The sequence below is a fragment of the Shewanella sp. Koi 1 genome, assembly GCF_052907445.1.
In genome coordinates, this window is sequence record NZ_JBREJM010000001.1 from 1,371,455 (window position 1) to 1,385,485 (window position 14,031).

At 49.2% G+C, this 14,031-nt stretch carries 11 protein-coding genes, 1 pseudogene and 1 riboswitch; of the genes and pseudogenes, 5 read left to right on the forward strand and 7 right to left on the reverse strand.

Features of this window, described 5'->3' with window-relative positions:
* Positions 1 to 61 precede the first annotated feature (61 nt).
* Positions 62 to 1,879, reverse strand: a complete 1,818-nt coding sequence (locus ACUZ8J_RS06120) for an aminopeptidase P family protein (RefSeq protein ID WP_446693346.1) — start codon at positions 1,877 to 1,879, stop codon at positions 62 to 64.
* Positions 1,880 to 2,241: 362 nt separating this feature from the next.
* On the opposite strand from ACUZ8J_RS06120, the gene ACUZ8J_RS06125 reads away from it, so the two are divergent.
* Positions 2,242 to 3,033 carry an ROK family protein gene (locus ACUZ8J_RS06125; protein WP_446693347.1) on the forward strand — a complete coding sequence of 264 codons (792 nt, stop codon included), beginning with the start codon at positions 2,242 to 2,244 and terminating at the stop codon, positions 3,031 to 3,033.
* A 466-nt stretch (positions 3,034 to 3,499) separates the two neighbouring features.
* Positions 3,500 to 3,588: riboswitch (cyclic di-GMP riboswitch) on the forward strand.
* Positions 3,589 to 3,696: 108 nt separating this feature from the next.
* A complete protein-coding gene (locus ACUZ8J_RS06130) occupies positions 3,697 to 6,303 on the forward strand; it encodes a glycosyl hydrolase family 18 protein (RefSeq protein WP_446693348.1) in 2,607 nt (868 codons plus the stop codon).
* 67 nt (positions 6,304 to 6,370) lie between these two features.
* Here ACUZ8J_RS06130 and ACUZ8J_RS06135 read toward each other — a convergent pair whose 3' ends face one another.
* Positions 6,371 to 6,841: an FKBP-type peptidyl-prolyl cis-trans isomerase gene (locus tag ACUZ8J_RS06135; protein WP_374896848.1), complete on the reverse strand. Its 471-nt coding sequence runs from the start codon at positions 6,839 to 6,841 to the stop codon at positions 6,371 to 6,373.
* 221 nt (positions 6,842 to 7,062) lie between these two features.
* Between ACUZ8J_RS06135 and ACUZ8J_RS06140 the strand changes: the two genes are divergently transcribed.
* Positions 7,063 to 8,391 carry a short-chain fatty acid transporter gene (locus ACUZ8J_RS06140; RefSeq protein ID WP_446693349.1) on the forward strand — a complete coding sequence of 443 codons (1,329 nt, stop codon included), beginning with the start codon at positions 7,063 to 7,065 and terminating at the stop codon, positions 8,389 to 8,391.
* A gap of 133 nt (positions 8,392 to 8,524) precedes the next feature.
* Here the strand turns inward: ACUZ8J_RS06140 and ACUZ8J_RS06145 are convergent, their stop codons facing one another.
* Positions 8,525 to 9,004 (reverse strand): HPP family protein, encoded by a 480-nt coding sequence (locus ACUZ8J_RS06145; RefSeq protein WP_446693350.1) that lies wholly within the window; start codon positions 9,002 to 9,004, stop codon positions 8,525 to 8,527.
* Positions 9,005 to 9,255: 251 nt separating this feature from the next.
* Here ACUZ8J_RS06145 and ACUZ8J_RS06150 point away from each other — a divergent pair, with 251 nt between their 5' ends.
* A complete protein-coding gene (locus tag ACUZ8J_RS06150; RefSeq protein WP_446693351.1) occupies positions 9,256 to 9,864 on the forward strand; it encodes a TetR/AcrR family transcriptional regulator in 609 nt (202 codons plus the stop codon).
* A gap of 8 nt (positions 9,865 to 9,872) precedes the next feature.
* On the opposite strand, the gene ACUZ8J_RS06155 is transcribed toward ACUZ8J_RS06150, so the two are convergent.
* The 4 genes from ACUZ8J_RS06155 to ACUZ8J_RS06170 all read right to left on the reverse strand — a co-directional run bounded on the left by ACUZ8J_RS06155 (position 9,873) and on the right by ACUZ8J_RS06170 (position 12,760).
* Positions 9,873 to 10,223, reverse strand: coding sequence for a DUF1294 domain-containing protein (locus ACUZ8J_RS06155; RefSeq protein WP_446693352.1), 351 nt, complete (start codon positions 10,221 to 10,223; stop codon positions 9,873 to 9,875).
* 115 nt (positions 10,224 to 10,338) lie between these two features.
* Positions 10,339 to 11,583: a DUF418 domain-containing protein gene (locus ACUZ8J_RS06160; protein ID WP_446693353.1), complete on the reverse strand. Its 1,245-nt coding sequence runs from the start codon at positions 11,581 to 11,583 to the stop codon at positions 10,339 to 10,341.
* Between the two features lie 145 nt (positions 11,584 to 11,728).
* Positions 11,729 to 12,166, reverse strand: coding sequence for a nucleoside deaminase (locus ACUZ8J_RS06165; RefSeq protein ID WP_023268173.1), 438 nt, complete (start codon positions 12,164 to 12,166; stop codon positions 11,729 to 11,731).
* Positions 12,167 to 12,265: 99 nt separating this feature from the next.
* Positions 12,266 to 12,760 (reverse strand): hotdog fold domain-containing protein, encoded by a 495-nt coding sequence (locus ACUZ8J_RS06170; protein ID WP_011626844.1) that lies wholly within the window; start codon positions 12,758 to 12,760, stop codon positions 12,266 to 12,268.
* A 238-nt stretch (positions 12,761 to 12,998) separates the two neighbouring features.
* Here ACUZ8J_RS06170 and ACUZ8J_RS06175 point away from each other — a divergent pair.
* Positions 12,999 to 13,912: pseudogene (locus ACUZ8J_RS06175) on the forward strand (DUF368 domain-containing protein).
* Positions 13,913 to 14,031: the final 119 nt, after the last annotated feature.

Consider the following 14,031-nt stretch of genomic DNA (forward strand, 5'->3'; position numbering starts at 1 on the left):
GCGACTCTCAATAAAAAGCCCAAGCATTGGCTTGGGCTTTAGTGTTTGTTGCCACTTAATGCTAAATGGCTTTTGTTGCCTTTGTCAGCCACTCAAGCTCACTACCCGACATTAATGGCGATAAGGTGTTAAACACTTTCTGATGGTAAGCATTAAACCAGTCGATTTCGCCTTGGGTTAACAGGCTCTTATCAATAAGGCGAGCATCCATTGGGATCAGCGTTAAGGCATCGAATTCATACATTTCACGCTCTGCGCCCTTTAAGGCTTCGCAGTGTTGCACTACCACTAGGTTTTCTAAACGGATCCCAAAACTGTCGGCGCGGTAATAACCTGGCTCGTTAGATAACACCATGCCTGGCATTAAGGCGATGGCATTGAGGTTTTTACCGATACGCTGCGGGCCTTCGTGCACGCTGAGGAAATGACCAACACCGTGGCCTGTGCCGTGGTCGTAATCAAAGCCATGTTGCCACAGATATTGACGGGCGAAGGCATCGAGTTGTTGCCCCGTGGTGCCTTTAGGATAGCGGGCCTGATCTAAGGCGATATGGCCTTTTAATACCAAGGTGACCATTTTCTTCTGTTCATCGGTCACGTTACCAATGGCGATGGTACGGGTGACATCCGTGGTGCCGTCCAGATACTGAGCGCCAGAATCCACAAGGTAGATGCTGTCCATCGTCATCATGGCTGGCGTGCCATTGTTATGGTTGTAGTGGCACATGGCCGCATTGGCGCCAGCAGCGGAAATGGTATCGAAACTGGGCTCGCGATATTGTGGATCTTCGAGGCGGAAACTTTCCAACTTGTCAGCGAGGGTTGCTTCATCGTGCAGACGATTGGCCGCGACCTCGGCATCGAGCCAAGCGAGGAAACGGCTCACGGCCACACCATCGCGGATATGGCTGGCGCGCATGCCCGCTAATTCGGCGGCATTTTTCTGTGCCTTAGGCAGGGAGACCGGGTCAATTCCGGCAATTAACTTGGCGCCTGCATCGCGGGCAATATTTTGTGCCCAAGCGTTGGCAGAATTGGGATCGGCGAGCAGTTTCACGCCCTGTAAGCTTGCCAAGGTATCGGCAAGGGAAGCTTCGCTCTTAAAGCTCACACCCGCTCCAACGTGTTCTTCAATGCCTTCTGGGAGTTTGCTTAAATCGGTAAACAGCTGCATATCGCCATTGGCGTGAAGTAGCGCGCAACCGAGCACGACTGGCAGACGCGGCACGTCATTACCACGGATATTGAGCAGCCAGCAGAAGGAATCTAAAGCGGCAATCAGCGCGACATCGGCGCCGGCTTTTTTGACTAGTGCACCAATCTCGGTGCGTTTTTGCAGACTGGTCTTGCCCGCACTTTCATTACTAAATAACGTGATAGTTGCGCTCGATGGTGCAGGTCGATTTTGCCAGTGCTTATCAATCGGATTCTGTTCGACGGCAACCAATTCAATTTGGGCTTTCGCTAACGTGGCTTTGGCGTTTTCAAACCAAGCTAAGGTGTGTAAACGGGCATCGAAGCCTACACGTGAACCAGCGGCAAGCGTATCGCATAGCCATTCGATTTGCGGTGTGTCGGTCAGGCTCTCATAACTAAAGAGATTTGCATCCACCTGCAGACGCACTTGTACCGTGTAACGACCATCGGTAAAGATGGCGGCTTTGTCTTTTAAGACAATAGCCATGCCCGCTGAGCCAGTAAAATCCGTTGCCCAGTACAGACGCTCGTTATGCTCAGGCACATATTCGCCTAAGTACTCGTCCGCGCGCGGGATGATAAAGGCATCTAAATTGGCACTGGTGAGTTCGCTACGAATGGCGGCAAGACGGTTAGCAATCTTATTCGGTTGTAGGGATTGTGATGAAGATGGTAACGACATAGGGGCTCCAAATATTGGCATTGGCGGCTGACGTAGGCGGCCAAAATTATAATGCGTAATGCTGGCGAAAAGGATGCGAATTGGCGGCGATTATCGCAAGCTCAACGGCTAAGATGCAAGGGGATGGAATAAAGGATTTTGTATACAATTTTGTTTTTTCGGCATCACTTTGCGATAACAAGGGTTGTGATCTTAAACTAATTTCCAAATTGAAATGTTATCTTTATCACTCAGTTCTTCCGACTAATTCTTACAAATTAGCTACTTAAGTTTTATTCAATCGCTAATATTTACCCATTATGCTAACATTCGCCATCTCCGCTCGGGGTCAGAGGGGAGCACATGTATCAGTGGAGTTGGCGATGCAAACATTAACAATAGACGTGGGCGGTAGCAAAGCCCTGTTCGAACTTCAACTCAAGGGGCATACAGAACAATATAAAATCCCCACGGGTGAAGGCTTTAAAATTGAAGATTTAAATGATCAAATCGCGGCGCTGGAACGGGATTATGATTTACAGCACTACCAGTTAGCGATCGCTGTACCTGGACTCGTACAACAGAATCGTTTGGTGTCCTGTAAATCGCTGCCCGGTCTCAATGGGCTAAGCTTTGAAACCTTGAAAACCCAAGGCGAACTTAAGTTTATCTGCAATGATATCGACGCCGGTATGCAAGCAACTTGTGATGAAAAATATGCCTGTGAGTTGTTAGTCATGTGTGGCACTGGAATTGGCATGTCGATCGCGTTGAGCGGCAAGGCTTTTACGGGGGCTACGGGAGTGGCGGGGGAGCTTGGGCATTGCCGAGTGATGACGGACGCGGGGGAGTTTAGTCTCGAGCAGCTCGCCAGCGGCGATTCTATTCGCAGCCGTAAGATCTCCACCGCCGATGATTTATATCTCGCCGGTACTTATCTGGGGATGGGGCTAGCGTGGGCGGTCAATCTGTTTAATCCTAATCGGATTTGGTTAGCGGGCGGCATGATGAACAGCGCGCCGTACTACAAGGGTTGTCTGGATAGTTTAAGACGCATGGCTCTCAGTGCACCGTTAGCCGAAATGAAGATTAATCGTGTCGATGATATGGAGACCTTAGTCTGCCGTGGCTTATCGGTGATCTTGGCAAGGGATTACTCGAAGGACGCCGCCTAACGGCTTTCGATTGAGGTGCGAATAGGTCAAGATTGGGCGTGATAAGTTCGTTCAGGCTATTAATCTTGGCTTACTTACGCTGATATTGGTTCAGATTAGGTCGAGAACAACAGCATGCGGCCATCGGATTTGTGTGTTTGCAGTGCACTCTGCATATCACCTCATTCGATGACCGCATTTTTGTTTGCACGAGTTATCAAGTTGCGCCTTGCAAACCGTTTTCTTAAGACTTTCGATTTATTTTTATTGCCTTCCCTATTGGCGATACGAGTCGATGATAGGGCTCCATGGCATAAGCAATCCTTTTAAATACAATTCATTGCTTATTTTTTGTACTCAATGATTTTACTTTTCTTTAAAGCCAATCCTGCGTTGATAATCGGTATAACGGCCCGTTTGTTAATATTTAGTTGCAATTTAACGCTGTAGCGGCATATGCTAATCAACGTAATGACAACGTTGTCATTAGTGAAAAAGGCAAACCAATCGAAAGATTGGGACGCAAAGCCTCCGGTCTAAGGGTTCGTTTGTACCTATGATAGCGGGGATACCACAGGTTGTTTCTTCATGCTGCCGTTGTACGCACATGGTTTTAAGAGTGTTGTTTCCTGTCTACGCTTTGTTTGCCTTATTGATGCATAACTTACTCAATAGGGAAATCTCATGTTTAAGACTCAAATCTCCACCTCGGCGATGTTGGTGGCCTCGGTGCTGGCATCCGCTGCCAGTTTTCAAGCCTTTGCGGCGCTCCCCGGTAAACCGACTTTAGGTTGGGGGGAAACCAAGTTTGCCATTATCGAGGTGAATCAAGCCGCCTCAGCCTATAACCAATTAGTGACGGTAAAAGATGCCGCCGATGTGTCGGTGACGTGGAACTTGTATAACGGCGATATCGGCAATAAGGCGCAGGTATTACTCAATGGAAATGTGGCATGGGAAGGTCCATCGAGTGCGGCGGGTACGGCCAATTTCAAGGTCAATAAGGGCGGGCGCTATCAAATGCGTGTGCAGCTTTGTAATAACGAAGGTTGCAGCGCCAGTGATGCGAGGGAAATCTTAGTCGCCGATACCGATGGCAGTCATTTACTGCCACTCAATGCGCCCTTGAAGGAAAACAATCGTCCCTATGCGAATAAATCCGGCAAAGTGGTGGGAAGTTACTTTGTGGAGTGGGGTGTTTATGGACGTAAATTCCCCGTCGATAAGATCCCAGCACAAAACTTAACCCATATTTTATATGGCTTTACCCCGATTTGTGGTGGCAATGGCATCAACGACAGCTTAAAGGAAATCGAAGGCAGCTTTGAGGCATTGCAGCGCGCCTGTGCTGGCCGTGCCGATTTTAAAGTGGCGATCCACGACCCTTGGGCAGCAGTGCAAATGCCGCAGGCGGGTGTGAATGAGTATTCCGATCCCTACAAAGGCAACTTCGGCCAATTGATGGCGTTAAAACAAGCCTATCCCGATCTGAAGATCCTCCCCTCTGTTGGTGGCTGGACGCTCTCGGATCCCTTCTACTTTTTAGGGGATAAAACCAAGCGCGACACCTTTGTCGCCTCAGTGAAGGAATTTTTACAAACTTGGAAGTTCTTCGATGGTGTCGATATCGACTGGGAATTCCCGGGCGGCAGTGGCGCTAATCCAAGCTTAGGAAATGCCAATGACGGACAAACCTATGTCACCCTGATGCGTGAACTGCGGGCGATGCTCGATGAGCTCAGCGCCGAAACCGGACGCACCTATGAGCTGACGTCGGCCATCAGTGCGGGCGGCGATAAGATTGCTAAGGTCGATTATCAGGCGGCGCAGCAATATATGGATTACATCTTCCTGATGAGTTACGACTTTAACGGCGGCTGGACCAATACAGAGCTGGGACATCAAACCAATCTCTATGAGGCGAGCTGGGATCCTAATACCCGTTACTCCACGGACAAAGGCGTAAAAGCCCTGCTCTCTCAAGGGGTGACCCCGGGTAAGATTGTGGTCGGTGCTGCTATGTACGGCCGCGGCTGGACTGGGGTCAATGGCTATAGCGGTAACAATCCTTTCACGGGCACTGCAACGGGCAAAGTGAAGGGCACTTGGGAAGCGGGCGTAGTGGATTATCGCCAGATCGCCAAGGATTATATGGGCGCAGGTTGGAGCTATGCCTATGATGAAACCGCTGAAGCACCATCGGTGTTTAATGCATCTACGGGTGATTTAATTACCTTCGATGATGCTCGTTCTGTTAAAGCCAAGGGTCAATACGTGCTGGCCAATCAGCTCGGTGGTCTGTTCGCCTGGGAAATTGATGCCGATAATGGCGACATTCTCAATGCCATGCACGAAGGTCTAGGTCATGGCGAGGGCACAACGCCACCAGCGAATAAAGCGCCGATTGCCAACGCGGGAGCGGATATCACGGTAACCGGTACAGCGGATGTCACGCTAAACGGCAGCGCGTCGCGGGATCCTGAAAACGGCGCCTTGAGTTATCAATGGAGCCAAGTCTCTGGCCCAAGCTTAAGTATCACTAATGCGGATATGGCCAATGCTGCGGTGCAACTGAGCGGGGCGGCGTCGGATGTGGTGTATGTGTTTAGCCTGCGAGTCACAGATCCTGAGGGATTATCTTCAACCGACACTGTGACTCTCACCCATAAGGCCGAGACGGCAAACCAAGCGCCAGTGGTGACTGTGCCAGCCAGTGTGACGGTTGAAGCGGGGCAATCGGTGAGCATCAATGCGACGGCGACCGATGCCGATGGCGACAGCCTCACCTACGCATGGACAGTGCCAAACGACGTGGCGGCGAGTGGACAAAACAGTGCCACATTGGTGGTGACGGCGCCAGCTGTTACTCAGTCGACCCAATACAGTTTGAGTGTATTGGTCTCCGATGGTGCCTTAGATGCCAGTGCTGCCTTGACCTTAACCGTGACGCCTAAGGCGACGGGCGGTCAATGTGACGCAACTGACCCTAATGCGGCCAACTATCCCGCTTGGAATGCGACAAGCATTTACAACACGGGTGATACCGTGAGTTATAACCAACTGGTTTGGAAGGCGAAATACTGGACTCAAGGTAACACACCTTCAAGAACCGCCGACCAATGGCAATTGTTGAGTCAGGTTGAGTTAGGCTGGGATGCGGGCGTTGCCTACAACGGCGGAGCAACGACTAGCTATAACGGTCGTCAGTGGCAAGCCAAATACTGGACTAAGGGTGATGTTCCCGGTGTCGCTGCAGTATGGACGGATATTGGCGCGGCGTCTTGCCCTTAGTCGATAGGGATTAAAGACAAAAAAGCCCTGCAATGCAGGGCTTTTTATTAAGGAATACAGCGTAAGATTAATTTATCTTCAGCAGCTCAACATCAAAAATCAGTACCGAACCGCCGCCAATTTTGCCAGTGCTGCGGTTGCCATAGGCCAGTTCGCTAGGAATAAAGAAGCGATACTTGTCGCCCTCGACCATCAGTTGCACGCCTTCAGTCCAACCTTTAATCACACGATTGAGTGGGAAGGCTATGGGTTCGCCGCGCTCTACCGAGCTATCGAACACTGTGCCATCAATTAAGGTGCCGTGGTAATGCACAGTCACTGTATCACTCGCCTTAGGATGAACTGTGCCAGTGCCTTGCTGTAACACTTGATATTGCAATCCAGAGGCGGTGGTTTTCACCCCTTCTTGGGTTTTGTTTTGCGCTAAAAACTCATTACCTAAACGGATATTTTCTTGGGCCGCTTTTTGGTTATTCATCGAGGTAAAGAAGTAAAAAATCACCCCAGCAATCACAACAACGGCAAGTAACATTTTCATTTTAAGGAGCACCTCAGTCAATTTTGATCATGTTATCAGTTTTTTAGCCGAAGTGGCTAGCGCCTCAGTTGGGCGCGGTACTGGATGATTCGCGTTACATTTTCTCACTTTTTTAAAATGGCTAAAGGCTTTATCCCGTTTTAGAGATCGCTTAACCTGTGACATTAGACTCTACAAAAACTCAATAAAAACAGATAAGAAGAATAAACAAGGACAGTCTTATGTTAACCAAAGCGGCAAAACCTCTGGTCAAGCTCGTCGACCGTTATTTACCCGACCCTTATATCTTTGTCTTGCTCTTAACCTTAGTGGTGCTGATTTCGGCCGTGGTAGCCGAGCAGAAAACCCCACTCGAAGTCATCAATTACTGGGGCGATGGCTTTTGGGCGCTGCTGAGTTTTTCGATGCAGATGCTATTAGTGCTGGTGGCGGGATTTATGCTCGCCAGCTCGCCACCGATTAAGAAATTACTCGATGGCATCGCAGGATTTGCCAAGTCGGCGCCACAGGCGATTATCTTAGTGACCTTGGTTTCCCTCGCCGCCAGTTGGATTAACTGGGGATTTGGTTTAGTGGTCGGCGCCTTATTCGCTAAGGCCTTAGCGCGTAAAGTACGTGTGGATTACCGTTTATTGGTCGCCAGTGCTTACTCGGGATTTGTGGTTTGGCACGGCGGTTTAGCGGGCTCGATTCCGTTAACTATTGCCACTGCTGGGCATTTCTCAGAATCACAAATCGGTATTATCCCCACCAGCGAGACCATCTTCGCTAGCTTTAACCTGCTGTTAGTGCTGATTTTATTTGTGGTGATGCCATTGGTGAACCGCTTTATGTTGCCAGAAGACAAAGACTGCATTTATGTCGATCCTAAGGCGCTTGAGGATGGGGGCGCAGACGATAAAGCGGCGCAGTTAACGGCCAATACGACTCGCCCTGCGGATAAATTAGAAAACAGTCGCTTGCTCGGTTGGAGTGTCGGCGGCGCGGGACTCGTTTACTTAGGCTATTACTTTGCGGTGCAGGGCGGCAGCTTAAACCTTAACCTAGTCAATTTCTTATTTTTATTCCTCGCCATAGTGCTACATCAAACGCCACGCAGTTTATTACTGAGTCTCAACGAGGCCATTAAAGGCGGCGCGGGTATCGTCATCCAGTTTCCTTTTTACGCCGGCATTATGGCGGTGATGGTGCAATCGGGGTTAGCCCAGAGTATTTCCGAAGGTTTTGTGGCCATCGCCAGCGCCGAAAGCCTGCCATTTTGGAGCTTTATCAGTGCAGGGATTGTGAATATTTTCGTGCCTTCGGGGGGCGGACAATGGGCAGTGCAGGCGCCGATTATGTTGCCTGCGGCCGAAGCCTTGGGCGCCGATGTGGCACGGGTTGCCATGGCTGTGGCTTGGGGTGATGCGTGGACTAACCTTATTCAGCCTTTCTGGGCGCTGCCAGTGCTGGCAATCGCCGGATTAAAGGCGAGGGATATCATGGGGTTCTGTTTAATGCAGTTGCTGATAACCGGGGTGATTATCAGTATCGCCCTAAGCTGGTTTTAAGTTTAAAGTGAGCAGTTTTGATACAGGGCAATCTCACTTGCCCTTTATTTTTATCCTGTTCTTTATTCTCTTTTTTTAGCCACTTCACGCCTGAATGTGTTAACACGTTAAGGTTTTAGTGTTTTGACGCTGCTTAAAACCATTTCTGCGGATAGGGGCGTCGACACAGCAGATTATGATACAGCCAGCCAAAGGATAGGATTAGCACCAGACCACTGGCGACCGGCGAATATAAAAAGTCCCACCCTTGCGCGGTCAGCATAATAACTAGCGGGTTTGCTCCTGCAGGAGGATGCACTGTGTGGGTCAGCATCATCAATGCGATTCCCGCCCCTACGGCCAACCCTAAACTCAGCGGCGAGACGCCCACACTGTGAAGGATGATAAGTCCTATCAGACTGGTGAGTAGGTGGCCGCAGACAATGTTTCTTGGCTGCGCCAATGGGCTATCGGGAAGGGCAAATAAAATCACCATAGTGGCGCCAAAAGGGGCCATCAGCCACAACAGGTGCGAACTCATTTGCTCCAAGCTTGCTAAGGCACTGATACATAACATGGCACCTATGCCTGCGAGCAGTGCCGATTTTAATTGCTGTTGGCTTATCACTTTCATTATCTGTCCTTTGAGCCCAACTTGGCTATCGCGCAAGGGCTATGGTTTATATGGTGAATATCAATGGCTGCGGCTTTGGGAGGGCAGTGTTGAGTTGCCCGTTGACTCTATCCCAGTGGCCGCGTTGCACTTAATTGTGTTGAATCTTTAACGGGTAGACCAGTCTGTCTACTTGATATCATCGCATTGGTAGACTGAGTTGTCTACCTGTGAGAAGATACGTTTAAATCCTAATTGCAGAGGAAGGCGATATGCCGCAACCCGAAGTGTTGTCAGATATACCCTTAGATAAACGTCAACAGCTCATCAGCACTGCATTTAAACTGTTTTATTTTCAGAGCGTACATGGGGTAGGCATTAACCAGATTTTGCAGGAATCGGCGATTGCCAAAAAAACCTTGTACCATCATTTTGCCAGTAAGGATGAGTTGGTCGAAGCTGTGGTGCTGTACCGCGACCAAGTGTTTTATCAATGGTTAAGCGAGCGAGTGCAGGCGGCCGAGACGGGTAAGGCGGGGATCCGCGCGTTATTTATGGCGCTCGATGACTGGTTTAATCAAAGAGTGCCGCAGTTGTGTGAGTTTCGGGGCTGTTTTTTTATCAATGTGAGTGCCGAATTTACCGATGCCAGCCATCCAGTGCATCGTTTGTGCGCCGAGCATAAACAGCGGGTGGCAGATTTAATCGGTCAGCAAGTGGCGGCCTTGGGCTTGTCCGAGGCAAAAGCGGCTTATCTTGTCGATACCCTATGCCTATTGAAGGAAGGCGCCATAGTGTCGGCGCAGCTGCGCGGCGACACAGGTGCTGCTATGCAAGCGTTAAGAGTTGTCGAGCAATTGATTGAAATAGAAACGAATTAACGTGACGGTTAAATCAATCTATCCATGAAGCCCGTTTGGATCCCATAACCCAGCAGGGCTAAGTTGGTCACGACCGTAAGCCAAAACAGTTGGCGAAAGGCGGCTTTGACCGATTTATGCCGTAGTAGCTGCTGGGCAAACAGTGCGCCGGGCCAACCACCGAGGAGAGACATTAGATGCAGGGTGCTTTCCTTGGTGCGCCAGCGGCCTTTACGCGCCGCCGATTTGTCGAAGGCGTAGGCGATAAAGGTGCATAAACTCAGCAGCAGATATAAACCCACAATCGCGATGGGCAGCATGTGCCACCAAGCGGCGCCGATTAACATCGCCAGAAAAACCAGCGCTAATAACAAAGGCATCGAACTCTGACGCGAGCGCACGGCTCTGGGCTTAGCGGCTCTTGATTTTGTGGTTCTAGATTGAGTCACTCTTCTTTGAGTCGCTTTTCGTTCATGTACTGGAGCGGACGGCGTTTTATTGGCTCTTTTGTTGTTCATTGTTCGAGTTCAAATGGCTACTAGCGTTGATGGACTTAAAGGCGAGCTGGCGCCAGAGTTTTTCGAGTGGCCCTTGGTTAAAGTAGCGTAAATACAAGCTTGCGAGTAGTAATTGTAGCAGCGAGTAACCCAGCGCTATCGCAATATAGCCGCTTCTATCGAGTGTTAATAGTAACTCGGGGGCAAAGTGGCGAAAGATAAACACCCCGACAATGGATTGCAATATATACAGGCTAAAGGCGAGTTTGCCGACATTTTGCAAAGGCCTTAGCACCGCCGAGCGGTTTTGGCAGATTCTAACCAATATATGGATGTAAATCAGTGCCGTAGGGATAGCACTTAGCATGACTAAAATGTCCGAAAACATCACCAGTATCGGGTTTTGAGTTAAACTGAGCAGGGTATCTAGCGCTGAGAGCACTAAGCTGGCTAAAACCAGCTTGATTAAGGTGTTACGCTCAAACCCCTGCTCGAAGCTACCTTGTCCATAGAGCGCCATACCGAGTAGCATCAGGCCACCCGTGAACCACATTAGTGTAAAGGGAATAACCAGCGCCATGTAACCGACCTGCATCACATGCAGAAGCAATTGATTGCTATAACTCGATGTCCAAGCGCTGTATTGCTCGGCGAATAAGGGCGATTCGCGGGTAAATAGTTCGTCACTGCCCATGATGCTGATTAAGCAGATAACCACTAACGAGCTGAAAATAAAAATATTGGCCTTACGTTTTAACTCGGCGATGCTGGCATCTCGGTAGCAGAGTGCTAAAAAGCCGCTGATCCCATAGGTCAGTAAAATATCACCGGGCCAGATAATGATGCCGTGGATCAGGCCAAAGACAATCAACCATTTCAAGCGTGAACGCAGCAGCGAATAGGCCGCTAAGCCTTTATCGCTAAATCGTTGGTACTGAATATAAAGCCCGACACCAAATAAGATGGAAAACAGGCTGATAAAGCGCCCTTCAATAAAGAAATTGCTAAAGGCTTCGAGCACTTGGTCCGAGAGCAATGGGATTTGATGGGGCGCATAGCCATAAAAGCTGATCCCCATAAAATAGATATTCATAAAAAATATCCCCAATACCGCTAACCCTCGTATTGCATCGAGGTTGGCATTACGTCCAATTGGGATTGGTTGATGGGGCATGTGAGTCGCATCGACGGGATTTCCCCAAGGGTCCTTGGCTGCTTGAGTGATAGGTTTGATAGCAGTCATCCTTTTGCTATTGGGGAAAGTTAGCCGAGTCAGCTCGGCGTGATTCGAGTTGATAATACAAGGCGTTAGCTTAATAGGCGCTCAAACCAAGGAACACTCAACTAATTAAAACGTTAGGCGCGAGGATCGCTTTGAAAGATATTGGCTATTCACCAATATCTTCGTTCCATAGCTGTGGCTTGGCGGCGATAAAATCGCGCATTAACTGCTTGCACTCTTGATTGTCTACCACTGTCACCTCTACTCCGCGCGACTGTACATAGGCCTCCGGTCCTTGAAAGGTGACATTTTCACCGACCACTACCTTAGGAATACCGTAGAGTAAAATCGCGCCACTACACATATCGCAGGGTGAGAGGGTCGAATAGAGCGTGGCCTTTTGATAATCGGCGGCGGTCAATCTGCCAGCATTTTCAAGGCAATCCATCTCGGCATGCAGCACCGCGCTGCCTTGTTGCACGCGTTTGTTATGGCCGCGGGCGACAATTTTTCCGTCGATTACTAATACTGAACCAATGGGGATACCGCCTTCGGCTAATCCTTGTTTGGCTTCATCAATGGCGGCCTGTAAAAATTCATCCATTTCGCACCCCTATCTTAGGTTGTTTGGCTTAGCATAGCAGCCCGCAAGCATTGAGCAAGACAACCTAAGTGGTGATTTCGATTGATGATTAAGCCTGATTTACTTTTGCGGCTTTTCTGAAATCCATAACTTGATATGCCCCTTCACGACCACCACGCCTTGGGTGTCGTAGGCGGTAACGGGCACCAACATATCGCCGGGCGTCCACTGCTCTGGCGTGACTTCGGCAACACATAAAATATCACTGCCCGCCTTGGCGGTGTAATCGAGGCTCATGCCCTTAGGGATCCAACGCAGATGGGCTGGAATCGATGCTTCGGCCATCACGCCCATCGCCATTTCTAAGCCGTTACAGATGGCGATAACATGCACGGTTTTTATATGGTTATGAACGGCATGACGTTTTTTAATCAGGCAAGCGCAGCGGTTAAGGCGTAATTCAGTGATCAGTGGTTTGATGGTGCCAAAATAAGGCGCCATGCGTGATACCATGATGGAAAAGATTTTTTGGCCAAAGGGTAAGCCTTGGGTTTTATGGTAGAGCGCGAGAACCTTATTGGGCTTAGCGTTTGGGGTTTGTGCGTTAGGGCTCATGGTTATCCTTCATCGGAGTGCAAACTTAAGGTGTTAGTCTTGGGCCGCTGATATTTTTTAATGCTTAGCGGCGTGCCTGTTTCTTTCTGGTCGGATGAGTGTAACATTGGGATAACATTAAATGCCAGTCGGCCGAATTAAGTAAACTTCATTTCGCGGTTTTTACGCTAACACCGTATAATCACGACAAATTTGTCATCAATGACACGTCATAATGATTTAACTACAAGGACTCACAGTGAAATATTTGCTGACCTATTTTAAGGGAATGGCCATGGGGCCGCCGATGTGGTGCCTGGGGTTTCGGGTGGCACTATCGCCTTTATCACCGGTATTCTCGATACCCTGCTCGAAAGCGTTAAGCGTATTAATCCGTCACTTTGGGGCGTGATTAAGTCGCAGGGGATTAAAGGCGCGTTTGAACATATTAATGGTGGATTTTTACTGAGCCTATTAGCGGGCATCCTGACCAGTATTTTTACCTTCGCTAAACTGATTTCTTGGTTGCTGGTGGCACATCCCATTCCGATTTGGTCATTCTTCTTTGGCCTCATCATCATCTCTGTGGTGCACATGCTTAAACAGGTGAGTGGTTTTACGCTGGCGCGTTTGGGATTATTTGCCTTAGGGGTTCTGGCTGCTTGGGTGATCACTGTACTGAACCCTGTATCGGTCGAGGCCAGCTATTTAAATATTTTCTTCGGCGGTGCGATTGCCATTTGTGCCATGGTATTACCGGGGATTTCGGGCAGTTTTATCTTATTACTGCTCGGCTTATATCCAGTGGTACTCGCGGCGGCAAAAAATATCCAAATCGATATCTTGGCCTGTTTTGCCGTTGGCGCTTTGCTGGGGATTTTAAGCTTTAGCCATTTACTCTCGGCCTTGCTGCGTAAATACCATGATGCGACCGTAGTGTTTCTCACGGGCTTGATGCTCGGCACCTTAGGTAAAATTTGGCCTTGGAAACAAACCTTAACCTGGCGTACTAACTCCCACGGTGAACAAGTGCCGTTATTGGAGCAAAATATTTCGCCGCTGAATTTTGAACAAGTGACGGGCCAACCTTCACAGCTGATGTTAGCTGTTGTGTGTATGTTGGCGGCCATCGCCTTAGTTTGGGGTTTAGAGAAGGTCGGCAAACGGGATTAAGCCAATCCTGTGGATGATATAAATAAAAGCAGCGATATTCGCTGCTTTTATGTTTTAAGGCCGATGGAATGTACTCGACTTTTGGGCAATGTTATTTTGCTGGTCCGTTAAGTTACAAT